The following is a 17,572-nucleotide window of genomic DNA, read 5'->3' as shown; positions in this document are numbered from 1 at the left end:
AACAGACAAGGGAACACTGGCATTTCTGCCCGACAGCGGCATCCAGTCTGGGGAACAATTGTATGCGCCGCTCGTTTTCCCGGCACAGGGACGTCCGCCAAACTATCGAGGAGAAGACCAATGAACAGAATCACAACGAGCCTGCTGGCGGCCACTCTCTCCGTCACATTCGTTGCGGCGGAGGCGGTGTCCGTTAATGCCCAACCGAACTATGTGCCGCAATCCCAGGTCGCGGTGCCGGATGTGCAGACAGTCCAGTACCGGGAGTGGCGTAAGGACCGCCACAATCGCAATTTTTCGCGTGACCGCAGTTTTTCGCGTGACCGCAATTTTTCCCGCAATCGCGGCGCATATTGGAACGGCCATCGCGGCTATCGCGAATATCGCCCCGGCTACCGTCGTCACGGCGATTATTGGTTCCCGCTTGCCGCCTTCGCTACTGGCGCGCTGATTACCGGCGCAATCATCAACAACGAAAACAACCGCGTCTACGGAGGCAACGCCCACGTCCAATGGTGCTACGACCGCTATCGCAGCTACCGTGCTTCGGACAACACGTTCCAGCCGAATTACGGCCCTCGCAAGGAGTGCCGTTCGCCTTACTGATCAAGGCGCGTTTAAGTAGCTGATATGCGTTAGTGGAGCTCGCGCCGGCAACGGCGCGGGCTTTTGATCCTTTGGCCGGAAGACGAACAGTTGCCGTCAGCTTGCCCAGTTGATGCTCTTGAGCATCAGATAAAAGCCACCGCCGTCCTCTCTGCTGGGACAACGATAGATACCCAACCCATTGCAGATACGGGCCATCACCGCACTGAGTTCGCAACCAACCACTTCCAGCGCACTGTCCGCATCCGTCGCATAGGCTTGGGCCAGTTCGTCGATGCCATTCTGCTCTCCGAAGGATCGGACTAGCTTTGCATCGCTGAGGAGCTCGCTGGGCAGGCTGGAATTTGCCCAAGCCCACAGCCAGTTTCCGGCCTCCGTGCTCGTTGAGCCGACAATCTGGATTTCGGTGACGACCTTGGCGACCCCGTCTTGCGAGAACAGAAGCGTTCCGGCCGTCAGGTCATAGTCATAGCGCAACCAGCTACCGAGGTGGAGATCTTTTTTCAAGCGTGCATTCTTGGCCTTCAGCTGTTCGATAGCCTCGTCGCGCCAAGCAGGATACCAGTCTGGCTGCATTCCTCGCGCCCCATCACCCGCCACTGATGGCTGTTTATGACACGCTGAGCGTCCTGCGCACAGCATCGCGCCAACCAGCGAGCTTGGCTGCGCGCACGGAGCCATCCATGTCCGGCTTGAAGCGCCGTTCGAGTGCCCAACTCTTCGCAAACTTCTTGGCATCCGGCCACACACCTGCCTTCGAGCCAGCCAGCCAGGCGGCACCGAGCGCCGTCGTCTCCAGAATGGTCGGGCGGTCGACCGGTGCATCGAGGATGTCGGCCAGACGCTGCATCGTCCAGTCCGACGCCACCATGCCCCCGTCGACCCGCAGCACGGTCTTGGCAGAAGCACCCTTCCAGTCCTTGCGCATGGCGTCGAGCAGGTCGCGTGTCTGGTAGGCGACGGATTCGAGCGCGGCGCGGGCAAACTCCGCCGGACCGGAATTGCGCGTCAGCCCGAAAATGGCACCGCGTGCCTCCGCGTCCCAATGCGGTGCACCGAGCCCGACAAAGGCCGGCACCAGGTAGACGTTTTGGGTCGGATCGGCTTCATCAGCCAGTTTGCCGCTCTGCTCGGCCTTGCCGATCACCTTGATGCCATCGCGCAACCATTGGACCGCTGCACCGGCAATGAAGATCGAGCCTTCCAGTGCATAGGTCGTCTTGCCGTTCAGCCTGTAGGCAATGGTGGTCAAGAGCCGGTTCTTCGAGCGCACCAGATCGCTGCCGGTGTTGAGCAGCGCAAAACAGCCAGTGCCGTAGGTCGATTTCATCATGCCCGGCTCAAAGCAGGCCTGGCCGATGGTCGCCGCATGCTGGTCGCCAGCGACACCGAGGATTTTAATCTCGGCACCAAAGAGATTTTTCTCCGTGATTCCATAATCATCGGCGCAGTCCTTCACCTCGGGAAGCATTTTTGCCGGGATGTTGAGGATCGACAGCAGCTCGTCGTCCCAGGCATTCTCAGCGATGTTGTAGACCAGCGTGCGCGAGGCGTTGGTGGCGTCTGTGGCGTGAACCTTGCCGCCGGTCAGCCGCCAGATCAGGAAACTGTCGATGGTGCCGGCGAGCAGTTCGCCTTTCTCGGCGCGTTTTCTGGCGCCCTTCACCTTGTCCAGCATCCAGGCGATCTTGGTGCCGGAAAAATAGGGATCGAGCAGCAGCCCGGTTTTCTTAGTGAATGTCTTCTCCAACCCTTGCTTCTTGAGTTTCTGGCACAGCGGCGCGGTGCGCCGGTCCTGCCAGACAATGGCATTGTGGATCGGCTTGCCGGTCGCTCTGTCCCAGATGACCACGGTTTCGCGCTGATTGGTGATGCCGATCGCGGCCACGTCGGAAGCATTCCGGCCGGCCTTCTTCAGCGCCGCCTTCACGGTCGACACCACACTCGCCCAGATATCCTCGGGATCGTGCTCGACCCAGCCGGAAGCCGGATAGTGCTGGGCGAATTCCTTTTGCCCGCTGCCGGCGACCTTCATCTCGCCGTCGAACAGTATCGCCCGGGTCGAAGTCGTGCCCTGGTCGATGGCAAGGATATATCCGGTCATTATGCCTCCCCGCTTTGTCTTTTACACAAACAGGGGAGACGGCAAGATGCCGCCTCCCCCAATGTCACACGGGCGCAGACGCCCGCTTAGAACAGTCTTACTTTTGCCAGCTCTTCACCAGCTCGTCGTAATTGATGGTGACCGGCTTTTCCTTCTCGTTCTCGATCTTCAACTGAGGAGCGAGATTGCCCTTCTTGACCGCGTCGGCGTTCCAGTAGGCGAGGTCATGCTCTTCGGCCATCTTCGGGCCGATATCGCCCTGGATGCCGGCCTTTTCCAGGCGTTCCATGACCTTTTCCTGCTCGGAGCAAAGCGAGTCCATCGCCTCCTGCGCCGTCTTGGCACCCGACGACGCATCGCCGATCGCCTGCCACCAGAGCTGTGCCAGCTTCGGATAGTCCGGAACGTTCGTTCCGGTCGGCGACCACTGAACACGGGCCGGCGAGCGGTAGAACTCGATCAGGCCGCCGAGCTTCGGAGCGCGTTCCGTGAAGCTCTTGTCCTGGATCGTCGACTCGCGGATCAGCGTCAGGCCGACATGGCTCTTCTTCACGTCGACCGTCTTCGATACGACGAACTGCGCATAGAGCCAGGCGGCCTTGGCGCGATCGTCAGGCGTGGACTTGAGAAGCGTCCATGAACCCACGTCCTGGTAGCCGAGCTTCATGCCGTCCTTCCAGTAGACGCCATGCGGCGAGGGAGCAAAGCGCCATTTCGGGGTGCCGTCCGCGTTCACGACCGGCAGCCCTTCCTTGACGAAGGAGGCGGTGAAGGCGGTGTAGGTGAACATCTGCTGCGCGACCGTGCCCTGCGACGGGACGGGGCCGGATTCGCCGAACGTCATGCCTTGGGCTTCCGGCGGCGCATAGGCCTTCAGCCAATCCAGGTACTTCTGGATCGAATATACGGAAGCCGGGCCGTTGGTGTCGCCGCCGCGCGCGACGCACGAGCCGACAGGCTGCGACTTCTCGTTGACCTTGATGCCCCATTCGTCGACCGGAAGACCGTTCGGCAGGCCCTTGTCGCCATTGCCGGCCATGGACAGCCAGGCATCGGTGAACCGCCAGCCGAGCGAGGGGTCCTTCTTGCCGTAGTCCATGTGGCCATAGACCTTCTTGCCGTCGATTTCGCGGCCGGTGAAGAACTCGGCGATGTCCTCATAGGCCGACCAGTTGACCGGAACGCCGAGGTCGTAGCCGTACTTGGCCTTGAAATCGGCCTTGTTCTTCTCGTCGTTGAACCAGTCGTAGCGGAACCAGTAGAGGTTCGCGAACTGCTGGTCCGGCAGCTGGTAGAGGTCGCCGTCCGGAGCGGTCGTGAACTTGGTGCCGATGAAGTCGGCGAGGTCGAGGTTGGGATTGGTGACATCCTTGCCCTCATTCGCCATCCACTTGGTCAGGCTGCGCGCCTGCTGGTACCGCCAGTGGGTGCCGATCAGGTCGGAGTCGTTGACGTAGGCGTCGTAAATGTTTTCGCCCGACTGCATCTGCGTCTGCAGCTTCTCGACGACATCGCCTTCGCCGATCAGGTCGTGAGTGATCTTGATGCCGGTGATCGCGGTGAAGGCGGGCGCCAAGACCTTGGACTCATAGCTATGCGTATCGATGGTCTCGGAGACCACCTTGATGTCCATCCCGGCGAAAGGCTTCGCGGCATCGATGAACCATTGCATCTCGGCTTCCTGGGCGCCGCGATCGAGCGTCGACAAGTCCTTGATTTCGTTATCGAGGAAAGTCTTGGCTTCGTCCATTCCGGCATAGGCCTGGCCTGCTCCCCAGAGCAGGACAAGCGCAGTCGTTGATGTTAAAAATTGCCTTCGCATTTCGTTTCCTCCACTTTTCAAGTTTCAAGTGCGATCTGGAGCGGCCGTCGGCACGCGGTCGCTCCAACAGTTTCCCCCTCTATACGTAGCGGAACACGCCGACGGCGTAGACTACGGAGAGAGCGAGAGCCCACCACAGGTTGGGTCCGACAAGACCCAGCCAAGCGAGATGGATAAAGGCGCTGCCGAGCAGCGAAACAAAGAGGCGGTCGCCGCGCGTCGTCTCGAAGCGCAGGAGGCCGACCCGGAGATTGCCGCCAGGCGAGGCGTATTCCCAGACCGCCATGCCACAGAGCAGTACCAGGATCGTGATGAAAAAGATCGCCGTTGGCAGCGTCCATGCCATCCAGGTGAGGTTCATGGTCATACCCTCCCCAGGGCAAAGCCCTTGGCGATGTAGTTGCGGACGAACCAGATCACGAGCGCGCCTGGAAGGATGGTGAGCACGCCGGCGGCGGCCAGCACGCCCCAGTCGAGCCCGGAGGCCGAGACCGTACGCGTCATGATCGCCGCGATCGGTTTGGCGGCCGTCGTGGTCAAGGTCCGCGCGATCAGCAGTTCGACCCATGAGAACATGAAGCAGAAGAAGCAGGCCACGCCGACGCCGCTTGCGATCAGCGGCATGAAGATTTTCAGGAAGAAGCGCGGGAAGGAATAGCCATCGATATAGGCGGTCTCGTCGATCTCCTTCGGCACGCCGGACATGAAACCCTCGAGGATCCAGACCGCCAGCGGCACGTTGAACAGGCAGTGCGCCAGCGCCACCGCGATATGCGTGTCGATCAGCCCGAACGCCGAATAGAGCTGGAAGAACGGCAGCGCGAACACTGCCGGCGGCGCCATGCGGTTGGTCAGCAGCCAGAAGAAGAGGTGCTTGTCGCCGAGGAACCGGTAGCGCGAGAAAGCGTAGGCCGCCGGCAGCGCCACCGAAACCGAGATCACCATGTTCATGACGACATAGATGATCGAATTGATGTAGCCCTTGTACCAGGACGGGTCGGTGAAGATCACGATGTAGTTGGCCAGGGTCGGGCTCTTCGGCCACAGCGAAAACGCGCCCAGAATCTCCTGATTGGTCTTGAAGCTCATATTGACCAGCCAGTAGATCGGCAGCATCAGAAAGATGATGTAGATCGTCGGCACCAACCACCAGAACCGGGATTCTTCGCCGCGTCGGCGCATCAGCCGCGCAAGCTGGTCCTGCGACAATGTGCTGGCGAGCCCGTCCGAAACCGCCGTCTCACGCACTCGGTCCTGCCTCGTCGTTCCTTCGTTGGCGCCGCTCATCTCAGCGCTCCGCATCGACATTGGTCATGACGGTGTAGAACACCCAAGACAGCAAAAGGATGATCAGGAAGTAGATGATCGACATGGCGGCCGCCGGCCCGAGATCGAACTGGCCGATCGCAATCTTGACCAGGTCTATCGACAGGAACGTCGTCGAATTGCCAGGGCCTCCGCCCGTGACCACGAACGGCTCGGTGTAGATCATGAACGAGTCCATGAAGCGCAGCAGCACTGCAATCAGAAGCACGCGGTTCATCTTCGGCAGCTGGATGTAGCGGAACACTGCCCAGCGTGAGGCGCCGTCGATCTTGGCCGCCTGGTAGAAAGCATCGGGGATCGAGACCAGTCCGGCGTAGCAGAGCAGAACGACGAGGCTTGTCCAGTGCCATACGTCCATCAGGATGACCGTCACCCAGGCATCAGTCGGATCGTTGACGTAGTTGTAGTCGAAGCCGAGCGCCGACAGCGTGTAGCCGAGCAGGCCAATGTCGATGCGGCCGAATACCTGCCAAATCGTGCCGACGACGTTCCACGGGATCAGCAGCGGCAGAGCCATCAGCACCAGGCAGACCGGCACGCCCCAGCCTTTCTTTGGCATGTTGAGAGCGATGAAGATGCCGAGCGGAATCTCGATGGCGAGGATGGTTGCGGAAAAGATCAGGTTGCGGACCATCGACAGCCAGAAGCGTTCCGACTCCAGAATTTCGGTGTACCAGTCCGAGCCGTTCCAGAAGAAGACGTTGTTTCCGAACGTGTCCTGCACCGAATAGTTGACCACCGTCATCAGCGGGATCACCGCCGAGAACGCCACCAGCAGGAGGACCGGCAGCACCATGAACCAGGCCTTGTTGTTCCAGGTCTTCTCCATCTAGGCCTCCATCTCGACACGCCAGGAATCGGCATAGATGTTGATGCCGGCCGGGTCGAACCGCACCTTCGGATCGGCGGGCAGGGTCTCGTCCTCACCGATCACGGCAGAAATATCGCGGCCTTCGAGCTTGGCGCGCACCACCTTGTGGCGGCCGAGATCCTCGACCTTGCTGACCTGCACGGCCATGCCTTCGCGGCCGAGCCGGACATATTCGGGACGGATGCCGAGCTCGACGGCGCCGCTGCCTGCCTTTGGCGCGCCCGGCAGTTCGATGCGCTGCGAGCCGAGTGTCGCCGTCTTGCCGTCGATTGCCACCGGCATGACGTTCATGCCCGGCGAGCCGATAAAATAACCGACAAAGGTATGGCGTGGCCGTTCGAACAATTCGGCCGGTGTGCCGATCTGCACGATGCCGCCATCATACATGACCACGACCTGCTCGGCGAAGGTCAGCGCCTCGGTCTGGTCGTGGGTCACATAGACCATGGTGTAGCCAAAGCGGCGGTGCAACTGCTTCAGCTGCGAGCGCAGCACCCACTTCATGTGCGGATCGATGACGGTCAGCGGCTCGTCGAACAGGATGGCGTTGACGTCGGAGCGCACCAGCCCGCGGCCGAGCGAGATCTTCTGCTTCTGGTCGGCGGTCAGGCCCCTCGCCTTCTTCTTCGCCCAGGACGCCAGATCGATCATCTCCAACGTCTCGCGAACCTTGCGGTCGACATCGGCTTCCGGCACGCCGCGGTTGCGCAGCGGGAAGGCCAGATTATCGTAGACGGTCATGGTGTCGTAAATGACCGGGAACTGGAACACCTGCGCGATGTTGCGCTCCTGCGTCGATAAATTGGTCACGTCCTTGCCGTTGAACAGCAACTGGCCGTGCGAGGGGTGCAACAATCCCGAAATGATGTTGAGCAGCGTGGTCTTGCCGCAACCGGAGGGCCCGAGCAGCGCATAGGCGCCGCCGTCCTCGAAGACATGATGCACTTCCCGCAGCGCGAAATCGGCATCCTTCTGCGGGTTCGGCAGGTAGGAATGTCGGACATGGTTGACGTCGATGCGTGCCATCTCTTTGCCCTCAAGCCGCCAGCTTCGACGCAGTCACGGCGCTGCCGTGCTCGTCGAAAACCATGATGTGGCGCGGATCGATGAACACCTCGACCACCTCGTCTGGCTCGAAATGCCTGATACCATGGGTCAGCATGACCCAGCGCGCATCGGCGAAATCGAGATGGATGAAGCTCTCCGATCCGGTGATCTCGGTGATCGTCACCTTGGCACGCACCGGCACCGCCGCCGCATTGGGCCGCTCGAGCGACAAGTGGTGCGGCTGAAAACCGATCGTATAGATGGCGTCGGCAATGCCGGAGAGTTCGGCCGGCACCGGTAGGTTCACGCCGCCCTCGAGCAGGAAATCCCGACCCTTCTTGGCGAGCACGATGGTGTTAAGCGGCGGATCGGAAAACGTCCTGGCTGTCACCAGATCTACCGGCTTGCGGAACACCTCGATGGTCGGTCCGAACTGGGTGATCTTGCCTTGCGAAAGCGTCGCCGTGTTGCCGCCAAGCAGCAGGGCCTCGTGCGGCTCGGTGGTGGCGTAGACGAAGATGGTGCCGGCGGCGGCGAATATCCTGGGCAATTCGGCGCGCAGTTCCTCGCGCAATTTGTAGTCGAGATTGGCGAGCGGTTCATCGAGCAGGACCAGGCTGGCGTTCTTGACGATGGCGCGCGCCAGTGCGGTGCGCTGCTGCTGGCCGCCGGACAGGCTGAGCGGCGTGCGGTCGAGATAGGGTGTCAGCTTGAGAAGTGCGGCGGCTTCACGTACCTGGCTGTCGATCCTGGCCTGCTCGATGCCAGCTACCCGCAGCGGCGAAGCGATGTTCTCATAGACGGTCATCGCCGGATAGTTGATGAACTGCTGGTAGACCATGGCGATCTTGCGCTTCTGCACCGGCACGCCGGTGACATTCTGACCGTCGAACCAGATCGAACCGGAGGTTGGCACATCGAGGCCGGCCATCAGCCGCATCAAGCTGGTCTTGCCCGAAAGCGTCGGTCCGAGCAGGACGTTGAGCGAGCCGTGCTGGAGCGTCAGCGACACGTCGCTTATATGCTCGACCGCACCGACCGTCTTGGTGACGTTTCTCAGTTCCAGCATGACGCCTCCTCCCAGGCCTTCCGCATCAGCTCAAACCCCTCTTCATTCGGCAGCCGCGACATGGCGCCGGCTTATGCCGCGCATGAATTCATCGAGCGCCGCCACCTGCTCGCGGCTGAGATGCAGACCGCGCTTGGTCCGGCGCCACAATACATCTTCTGATGTCACGGCCCATTCGTTTTGAACGAGATAGCGCACCTCGGCCTCATAGAGATCGGCGCCGAAGTTGCGGCCGAGATCGACGTTCGATTTGGCCAGCCCCAACAGCATCCTCGCGCGGGTTCCATAGAGCCGGGTCAACCGGCGAGCCAGGCGCGCGTCGAGGAATGGATAAGCGGTTTTCAATTTCGTCACTTCGGCATCGAAACCGGTGGCCGGGAAATCGCCGCCCGGCAGTGGCGCGTTTGCCGTCCACGGCTTGCCGCGCTTGCCGAGAAAACCCTCGATCTTTTCCAGCATCGATTCCGACAGCCGGCGATAGGTGGTGATCTTGCCGCCGAAGGCGTTGACGATCGGGGCGGCGCCCTCGCCGCCATCGGCCTTGAGCACATAGTCGCGCGTCGCTTCCTGCGCCTTGGAGGCGCCGTCATCATAGAGCGGACGGACGGCCGAATAGGTCCAAACGATGTCCGAGCGCTTGACGGGTTGGGCGAAATATTCGCTTGCCGCGGCGCAGAGATAATCGATCTCGGTGTCGCTGATCTTCACGTCATGCGGATCGCCGGGATAATCCTGGTCGGTGGTGCCGATCAGGGTGAACTCTTCCTCATAGGGAATGGCGAAGATGATGCGGCCATCCTTGTTCTGGAAGAAATACGCGCGTGGATCGTCGAACTTCCTGGCGATGACAATGTGGCTGCCCTGCACGAGACGAACATTGTGCACATCGTTGAGCCCGACGACGCCGGACAGCACATGATCGACCCAGGGGCCGGCGGCATTGACCAGCAGTCGCGCCTTGATCTCCTCGGTCTCGCCGGTCTGCAGATCCTCGATCTGGATTGCCCACAGGCCGTTTTCGCGGCGCGCGCCGGTCACTTTCGTGCGGGTGCGAACCGTGGCGCCGCGGTCGGCGGCATCACGTGCGTTCAGCGCCACCAGCCGCGCGTCATTGACCCAGCCATCAGAATATTCGAAGGCCTTCTTGAACAGCGGCTTCAAAGGCTTACCGGCCGGATCCCTGGCCATGTCCAGCGTCCGGGTCGCGGGCAGCAATTTGCGCCCGCCAATGTGGTCGTAGAGGAAGAGACCGAGCCTGATCAGCCAGGCCGGGCGCAGGCCCTTGGCATAGGGCAGCACGAAGCGCATTGGCCAGATGATGTGCGGCGCGTTCTTCCACAAAACCTCGCGCTCCATCAGCGCCTCGCGCACCAGGCGGAATTCGTAGAATTCGAGGTAGCGCAGGCCGCCATGGATCAATTTGGTCGAACCCGAGGAGGTTCCGCTGGCGAGGTCGTTCATCTCGGCGAGAAACACGGAAAAGCCACGACCGACGGCATCACGGGCAATGCCGCAGCCATTGATGCCGCCACCTATGACGAAAATGTCACGGATCGGAGATGCGTCCACAATTCCTCCAACGATTTCGCATTGCACCATTTTTGGGCTTTTACGAAACCGTGTCGGAATTATTTCGAAATGATAACGAATGTCAAACGAAATATCACGAGCGCGTGATATCGGGTGAAAACCGCCTAGGCGAGCGACGTCTCGATCAGCTGAACCTCGGCCTCCTGGCAGATCTTGCGCACTGACGGGATGTCGCAACGATCGGTGATGAAGGTGTTGACCTGCGACAGATGGCCGATGCGCACCGGTGCGGTTCGCTCGAATTTGGTCTGGTCGGAAACTAGGATGACATGCCTTGCATTGGCGATGATCGCCTGCGCCACCTTGACCTCGCGAAAATCGAAATCGAGCAAGGCGCCGTCATGGTCGATGGCGGATGCACCGATCACCGCGTAGTCGACCTTGAACTGCCTGATGAAGTCGACCGCCGCTTCGCCGACCACACCGCCATCAGAACCGCGCACAACCCCGCCGGCGATCACCACCTCGATCGAGGGATATATCCGCATCCTATTGGCAACATTGATGTTATTGGTGATGACCATGAGACCGTTGTGATCGAGCAACGCCTTGCTGACCGACTCTGTCGTGGTGCCGATGTTGATGAACAGCGAGGCATTGTCGGGAATCAGTCTGGCGGCCGCACGGCCGATCGCCTCCTTTTCGTCGGCGGCGATCTTGCGTCTCGCCTCATACTCCATGTTCTCGATGCCGGAGGGATACAGCGCGCCACCATGGATGCGCGAGAGCAGCCGCTGGTCGCACAAATCGTTGAGGTCCTTGCGTATGGTCTGCGGCGTCACATTGAAGTGGGTGGCCAGATCATCTACCAGCACGCGGCCATGATCCTTGGCCATCTGGATAATCTCGGCATGGCGTGGCGACAGATACATGGGGCAACCTCCCGTTTTCGTTTTTCTTGTCTATAGTCGAAAACGAAATCGATGGAAAGGCATAAGCCGGCTAACGAAATCAGCGATCCAGGCCACGTGCTACTTCAGTAATGACGACAAAAGCCGCATCGACATCGGCGGCGGTCGCCTCGAACTGTCCGACCTGGAACCGGATTGCGATCCTGTCGTCGACCCTCGTCTGCGTCAGGTAAATACGGCCATCGTCATTGATCGCATTGACCAGGCGCAGATTGTGCTCGTCCGCATCGGTTGCGGTCTTGTGTCGGAACGAGAACAACGACAGCATCGGTTCGCAGACGATCTCGAAATCCGGCTCCCTTGCCAGCCGCGCCGCCAACCCTTCGCTCCACCCGACATGATTGCGGATCATCGTGCGCAGATTTTCCAGGCCATGGGCGCGCAGCAGGAACCACAATTTCAGCGCGCGGAAGCGCCGGCCAAGCGGCACCGACCATTCGGAATAGTTGATGATGCCGTCATGACCGTGCGTCTTCAGATAATCCGGCTTGATGGCCAGCGTCCTGACATGGCTCTCGGGATCGCGCAGGAACTGGATCGAGCAGTCGAACTGCGCGCCCAGCCATTTGTGCGGATTGAAGACGATCGAATCGGCGCCTTCGACGCCTGTCCAGAAATGCCGATACTCCGGACAGATCATCGCCGATCCCGCCCATGCGGCGTCGACGTGAAGATAAAGCCCATGCCGCCGTGCGACCTCGACAACCGCTGCAATGTCGTCGGTGCCGCCGGTGCTGGTGCCGCCTACGCAAGCGATGATGCCGGCCGGCTGCATGCCGGCTTCCAGGTCGGCGGCGATTGCCGCCTCGAGTGCTGCCGTGTCCATGGCGCGAAAGCGGCCGCCGACCGGAATGCGCACGAGATTGTCCTCGCCGATGCCGGACACCCAGATCGCCCGGTCGATCGACGTGTGCACCTGATCGGAGGAATAGATGCGCAGCCGCGCCTGCCCTGCCAGGCCTTGTTTGTTGCCTTGCCAATCGAGCGCCCGCTCGCGCATGGTCAGCACCGCGGCCAGTGTCGCCGACGAGGCTGAATCCTGGATCACCCCGGAAAACCCTTCGGGCAGGCCGAGCGCCTGGCGCATCCAGTCGACGGTGCGCGTTTCGAGTTCGGTCGCCGCCGGCGACGTTTGCCAGAGCATGCATTGCGCGGCCATCGCCGAAACCAGATATTCCGCCACCACCGAGACCGGCGCCGCATTGGCCGGGAAATAGGCGAAGAAACGCGGATGCTGCCAATGCGTCATTCCCGGCAGGATCTTCTCTTCGAAGTCGGCGAAGATCCGGTCCATCGGTTCGGCGTCTTCGGGCGGCGAAACCTCAATGCTTCCAGAAATGGCGCCGGGTTCTACCAGTGGCCGCACGGGGCGGTCGCGCAGATTGTTGCGATAGTCAGCGCCCCAGTCGGCGGCGCGCCGCGACCATTGCCGGAAATCATCGTTGTTCATCCTGTCCTCCCGACATGATCGACCGCCACCATCCATCGCGGCTGGCCTCCTTATTAATTAACGCGTGAAATATATGCAACCAGCAACGGATGCCGCACGCCTCAGCCGGGGAAATCCGGCAGGCTGGCAAAGGCCGTCTTCAGCGCATTCGACCAGCCGTCGGAGATCGTGCGGTAGTACTGGTCATCCTGGCCGATCCGCTTCTTCAATCCGACCTTGAAGGCGTCCTTCTCCAGGAAGAGCAGGTCGAGCGGCAAGCCGACGGACAGGTTCGACTTCAACGTCGAATCGAACGACACCAAAAGCAGCTTCACCGTCTCGGCCAGGCTCATCGTCCTTTCGTAGGCGCGGATGATGATCGGCTTGCCGTATTTGGTCTCGCCGATCTGGAAAAACGGCGTGTCATCGGTCGATTCGATGAAATTGCCTTCGGGATAGATCATGAACAGGCGCGGCTCGCTGCCCTTGATCTGACCGCCGAGGATGAAGGACGCATTGAAATAGGAATCCGCCTTTTCGCCAGCGGGTGACGAATTGGCGATGACCTCCTTGACCGTGTCGCCAACAATGCGGACCGTTTGGTACATCGACGGCGTTTCGAGCACCGTAGAATGCCTTTCGGAGATCGCCTTGGTGCGCTCGTCGAGCAGGCTGACCACGGCCTGCGTCGTCGCCAGATTGCCCGCCGACATCAAAACGATGACACGCTCGCCCGGCTCTTCCCAGACATGCATCTTGCGAAAGGTGGAGATGGAATCCATGCCTGCATTGGTGCGCGTGTCCGACATGAACACGAGCCCGCGGTCGATCTTCAGGCCAACGCAATAGGTCATGGAATCTCTTCTAGAGCAATTCCAGGAAAAGTGTGAAGCGGTTTTCCGTGCGGAATTGCGTTAAAACAAGGGGATAGAGCGGTTCGGCGTTCCTTGAAACGATGAATCGCTCGGCAGCAATCGTGCGGAGGATTACTGCTCCACCGTGACGGTGACCGCAAGCCGTTCTTCCGCCTGTCCCAGCCGAATTCCCGACACCGGCGTGGCGTCGCGGTAATCGCGGCCCGTTGCCACCTTTACATAACGCTCGTCGGGTGAAATGCCATTGGCGGCATCAAAGGCAACCCAGCCGAGACCCGAGACATGCGCTTCGGCCCAGGCATGGCTGGCCGCCTGCTCGACCGTGGCATCCAGCATCAGATAGCCGCTGACATAGCGAGCTGGAAAGCCCATGGCGCGGGCGGCGGCGGCAAAGATATGGGTATGATCCTGGCAGACCCCGGTCTTGAGCGCCAAGGCTTCCTCCGCCGGCGTCGTCGCGTTGGTGGTGCCGGGCGTGTAGGCGACGCGTTCGCCGATGATGGCCATCAGCCGGTGCAGCCTTTCAATGTCGCTGCCCTTGCCGACCGACGCGGCGAGATCGCGAACACCGCTGCCGATCGTCGTCAATGGTGTCTCATGGCTGTACAGCCAGAGCGGCGTAAAGCCCTGGTGTGGTCCCGAGACACCCGCGGTGTCGCGCGTCACCACTTCGCCTGATGCTTCCACAGTGATGAAGTCGCGCTCGCCCTCGACGCTCAACAGCCTTGTGTCGTTGCCGAAATGGTCGACGAAGCGGACCTCTTCGCGCGCGCCTTCGATCGCCAGAGCCCAGGACAGAATGGTCTGCGTCGATCCGCTGACCGGAAGCAGCCGCAGCCGCTGCAACAGATAGTGCACCGGCGCATCGTAGCGGTATTCGGTCCGATGGGTGATCTTCAGCCGCATGCTTCTATTCCGTTTGTGAGCACGATCTCCGGACAAACGGTTTCCATTTGTCTGAGAAAACCGGCTCCACCTTTCGGGACCATGCTCAATTGAACCGATAATCTTGTGCGATCTCTTCGCCCAGCTTGGTGTTGTCGCGAATGAAATTGGCCAGGAATTCATGCAGGCCGGCGTCGAATATGCCCTTGATCGACCCGGCTCTCAGCATTGTCTGCGTCTTCTCGGCCGTTGCGTGGCAGGCATGGCGTTCGCCGTAATCGTCGCCGAGGAATTTCAGATGCTCCGACAGGAAGCGATAGCAGAACATCAGCGAGCGCGGCATACGAACGTTGAGGATCAGATAATCGGCAATGTTGGTCGGCTTGTAATCGGCATCGTAGACCCAGCGATAGGAGCGATGCGCCGAGACCGAACGCAGGATCGATTCCCACTGATAATTGTCGAGCGTCGAGCCGACCCAGGAGATCGACGGCAGCAGCACATAATATTTCACGTCGAGGATGCGCGCCGTGTTGTCCGCGCGCTCGACATAAGTGCCGAGCTGCGAGAAGTCGAAGATCTCGTTGCGCAGCATGGTGCCGTAGAATGAGCCGCGGATCAGCGCCGTCTCGCGCTTGATGGCGTCGAGCACGCTGGGCAGGTCGCGCTCGTCGATCGGCCTGGCCAGCATCCGCTTCAGCGACATCCAGGCTTCGTTGATGCTTTCCCAGGTTTCGCGCGTCAGCGCGGTACGCACCATGCGGGCATTGTTGCGGGCCGTCTCGATCGACGCCATCGTGCTCGACGGGTTCGACGTGTCGCGCAACAGGAAGTCGGCGACATTGGCAGCGGTATAGTCAGAATATTTCTGGCTGAAGGTGACATCGGAACCAGCGCTGAGGAGCACCGAATTCCACTCTTCCGAGGCGCTCTGCGTGCGAGTCAGCGCCATGCGCAAACCGGCATCGACCAAGCGCGCCATGTTTTCCGCCCGCTCGATATAGCGATTCATCCAATAGAGCCCGTTGGCGGTGCGGCCGAGAAGCATTGAATTGGCCCTTCGGGCTAGTGAGCAGGGAATAGGCAATAGGGAATAGTAAGAGTTTGAATCTCAATGGAATATGGCATTTCCCTGTCCCTCTGCTTCCACTACTGCCTACTGCCTACTGCCTACTCGCTCACTTCAATCATCCAGCACCCATGTGTCCTTGGTGCCGCCGCCTTGCGAGGAATTCACGACCAGCGAGCCTTCCTTCAGCGCGACGCGGGTCAACCCGCCGGGCACGATCTGGATGCGGTCGGAGACCAGCACATAGGGCCTGAGATCGACATGGCGCGGCGCCAACCCCTTTTCCGTCAGGATCGGGCATGTCGACAGCGCCAGCGTCGGCTGGGCGATGTAATTCGAAGGTTTTGCCTGGAGTTTCTTGGCAAACGTCTCGCATTCCTTCTTGGTTGCTGCCGGCCCGACCAGCATGCCGTAGCCGCCGGAACCGTGCACTTCCTTGATCACCAGTTCGTCGATGTGTTCGAGCACGTATTTCAGACTGTCGGGCTCCGAGCAGCGCCAGGTTGGGATGTTGCCCAGGATCGCCTTGCGGCCGGTGTAGAATTCGATGATCTCGGGCATGTAGGAATAGATCGCCTTGTCGTCGGCGATGCCGGTGCCCGGCGCGTTGGCGATGGTGATGTTGCCGGCCCGATAGACATCCATGATGCCGGGTATGCCAAGTGCGGAGTCCGGCCGGAAGGTCAGCGGGTCGAGGAAGGAATCATCGACGCGGCGGTAAAGCACATCGATCTGCTTGTAGCCTTCGGTCGTGCGCATCGCGACATGGCCGTCGACGACCCGCAGATCCTGGCCTTCGACCAACTGCACGCCCATCTGGTCGGCAAGGAAGGCGTGTTCGAAATAGGCGGAATTGAAGCTGCCGGGCGTCAACACGGCTATGGTCGGCGCGCCCTTGGTACTTTGCGGCCGCACCGCCGCCAGCGACTGGCGCAGAAGCTGCGGGTAGTTTTCCACCGGCCGCACCTTGATCTTCTGGAACAGCTCGGGGAACAGCTGCATCATCGTCTCGCGGTTCTCCAGCATATAGGAGACGCCCGACGGTGTGCGCGCATTGTCCTCCAGCACGTAGAATTCGTCCTCCGAGATGCGGACGATGTCGACGCCGATGATATGGGTGTAGACGCCGGCCGGCGGCCTGACCCCGATCATCTCCGGCAGGAAGGCCTCGTTCCTGGCGATCAATTCCCTGGGGACGCGCCCAGCGCGCAGGATCTCCTGGCGGTGGTAGATGTCGTCGAGGAAGGCGTTCAGCGCCTGCACGCGTTGCTCGATGCCTTGCGTCAGGCGCCGCCATTCATTGCCCGAGATGATACGTGGAACGATGTCGAACGGGATCAGCCGTTCGGAGGCTTCCTGCTCGCCATAGACGGCGAAGGTGATGCCGGTCTTGCGGAAGACGCGTTCGGCGTCCTGCATCTTCTCGGTCAACCTGGCCGGATCCTGCTCCTTCAGCCAGCGATCATAAGCCGAATACGGTCTTCTCAATCCGGAGACTTCCGGAAGCATTTCATCGAACGCTGCCAATCGCATACTCCCCTGTGACGCCATTTCACTGGCGTCGCCGGAGAAAATCAAGCGCAATCGGTGATTTGGGAGATACCGGCGATCAGTATGTTGCGCCTGCCTAAAATTGAGGCAGGTGAAATATGACCTTGGTCAGCCTTTGCCTCGTGCCCGGGCAAATGCGTTTGCCAGCTAGAAAGCGCGGAACGTGACGACGGTGAACGTGTCCTTGATGCCGGGGAGAATCTGCACCTTTTCGTTGACGAAATGGCCGACGTCTTCCTCGTCGTCGACGTAGAATTTGGCGAGCAGATCGTAATTGCCGGCGGTGGAGTAGATTTCCGAGGCGATCTCGGCATCGGCAAGCGCGCTGGCAACCTCATAGGATTTGCCGAGCTCGCATTTGATCTGCACGAAAAACGCCTTCATGGCTTCGTCCCGCTAAACGTCCAAGTCCAGCGG

Annotated in this window: 17 protein-coding genes; 1 reads left to right on the top strand and 16 read right to left on the bottom strand. The window is 60.5% G+C overall.

Annotated elements, in window-relative coordinates; genetic code table 11:
* Window positions 1–120: 120 nt before the first annotated feature.
* Complete coding sequence (locus NKI21_RS12500) at window positions 121–606, top strand: BA14K family protein (protein WP_023812969.1); 486 nt, start codon at window positions 121–123, stop codon at window positions 604–606.
* A 96-nt stretch (window positions 607–702) separates the two neighbouring features.
* Here the strand turns inward: NKI21_RS12500 and NKI21_RS12495 are convergent, their stop codons facing one another.
* From NKI21_RS12495 to NKI21_RS12420, 16 genes are all read right to left on the bottom strand, one after another.
* Window positions 703–1,182, bottom strand: a complete 480-nt coding sequence (locus NKI21_RS12495) for a DUF6882 domain-containing protein (RefSeq protein ID WP_352865784.1) — start codon at window positions 1,180–1,182, stop codon at window positions 703–705.
* A gap of 34 nt (window positions 1,183–1,216) precedes the next feature.
* A complete protein-coding gene (gene glpK / locus NKI21_RS12490) occupies window positions 1,217–2,710 on the bottom strand; it encodes a glycerol kinase GlpK (protein ID WP_352442607.1) in 1,494 nt (497 codons plus the stop codon).
* 97 nt (window positions 2,711–2,807) lie between these two features.
* Entirely contained in the window at window positions 2,808–4,532 is a 1,725-nt protein-coding gene (locus tag NKI21_RS12485) for an ABC transporter substrate-binding protein (protein WP_352442606.1), read from the bottom strand.
* A 79-nt stretch (window positions 4,533–4,611) separates the two neighbouring features.
* Window positions 4,612–4,893, bottom strand: a complete 282-nt coding sequence (locus NKI21_RS12480) for a DUF2160 domain-containing protein (RefSeq protein ID WP_352442605.1) — start codon at window positions 4,891–4,893, stop codon at window positions 4,612–4,614.
* 2 nt (window positions 4,894–4,895) lie between these two features.
* Window positions 4,896–5,819, bottom strand: coding sequence for a carbohydrate ABC transporter permease (locus NKI21_RS12475; protein WP_027036701.1), 924 nt, complete (start codon window positions 5,817–5,819; stop codon window positions 4,896–4,898).
* A gap of 1 nt (window position 5,820) precedes the next feature.
* Complete coding sequence (locus tag NKI21_RS12470) at window positions 5,821–6,687, bottom strand: carbohydrate ABC transporter permease (RefSeq protein WP_023812975.1); 867 nt, start codon at window positions 6,685–6,687, stop codon at window positions 5,821–5,823.
* On the bottom strand, window positions 6,688–7,755 hold the full coding sequence (locus tag NKI21_RS12465) for an ABC transporter ATP-binding protein (protein ID WP_023812976.1): 1,068 nt from the start codon (window positions 7,753–7,755) through the stop codon (window positions 6,688–6,690).
* Between the two features lie 10 nt (window positions 7,756–7,765).
* Window positions 7,766–8,845: an ABC transporter ATP-binding protein gene (locus tag NKI21_RS12460; protein ID WP_352442604.1), complete on the bottom strand. Its 1,080-nt coding sequence runs from the start codon at window positions 8,843–8,845 to the stop codon at window positions 7,766–7,768.
* A gap of 42 nt (window positions 8,846–8,887) precedes the next feature.
* Window positions 8,888–10,414, bottom strand: coding sequence for a glycerol-3-phosphate dehydrogenase (gene glpD / locus NKI21_RS12455; RefSeq protein ID WP_352442603.1), 1,527 nt, complete (start codon window positions 10,412–10,414; stop codon window positions 8,888–8,890).
* 125 nt (window positions 10,415–10,539) lie between these two features.
* Complete coding sequence (locus NKI21_RS12450; RefSeq protein WP_127258922.1) at window positions 10,540–11,307, bottom strand: DeoR/GlpR family DNA-binding transcription regulator; 768 nt, start codon at window positions 11,305–11,307, stop codon at window positions 10,540–10,542.
* Window positions 11,308–11,386: 79 nt separating this feature from the next.
* Window positions 11,387–12,796: a pyridoxal phosphate-dependent decarboxylase family protein gene (locus NKI21_RS12445; RefSeq protein ID WP_352865779.1), complete on the bottom strand. Its 1,410-nt coding sequence runs from the start codon at window positions 12,794–12,796 to the stop codon at window positions 11,387–11,389.
* Between the two features lie 101 nt (window positions 12,797–12,897).
* Window positions 12,898–13,629 carry a proteasome-type protease gene (locus tag NKI21_RS12440; RefSeq protein ID WP_023812981.1) on the bottom strand — a complete coding sequence of 244 codons (732 nt, stop codon included), beginning with the start codon at window positions 13,627–13,629 and terminating at the stop codon, window positions 12,898–12,900.
* A 132-nt stretch (window positions 13,630–13,761) separates the two neighbouring features.
* On the bottom strand, window positions 13,762–14,556 hold the full coding sequence (locus NKI21_RS12435; RefSeq protein WP_352774228.1) for a transglutaminase family protein: 795 nt from the start codon (window positions 14,554–14,556) through the stop codon (window positions 13,762–13,764).
* An 85-nt stretch (window positions 14,557–14,641) separates the two neighbouring features.
* Window positions 14,642–15,583, bottom strand: coding sequence for an alpha-E domain-containing protein (locus NKI21_RS12430; protein ID WP_127411294.1), 942 nt, complete (start codon window positions 15,581–15,583; stop codon window positions 14,642–14,644).
* 135 nt (window positions 15,584–15,718) lie between these two features.
* On the bottom strand, window positions 15,719–17,131 hold the full coding sequence (locus tag NKI21_RS12425; RefSeq protein ID WP_023812984.1) for a circularly permuted type 2 ATP-grasp protein: 1,413 nt from the start codon (window positions 17,129–17,131) through the stop codon (window positions 15,719–15,721).
* Between the two features lie 171 nt (window positions 17,132–17,302).
* Window positions 17,303–17,539, bottom strand: a complete 237-nt coding sequence (locus NKI21_RS12420; RefSeq protein WP_010909609.1) for an Lrp/AsnC family transcriptional regulator — start codon at window positions 17,537–17,539, stop codon at window positions 17,303–17,305.
* Window positions 17,540–17,572: the final 33 nt, after the last annotated feature.

The organism is Mesorhizobium sp. M0715, assembly GCF_040320355.1.
GTDB lineage: Bacteria > Pseudomonadota > Alphaproteobacteria > Rhizobiales > Rhizobiaceae > Mesorhizobium.
This window is presented reverse-complemented; position numbering and strand designations above follow the sequence as displayed.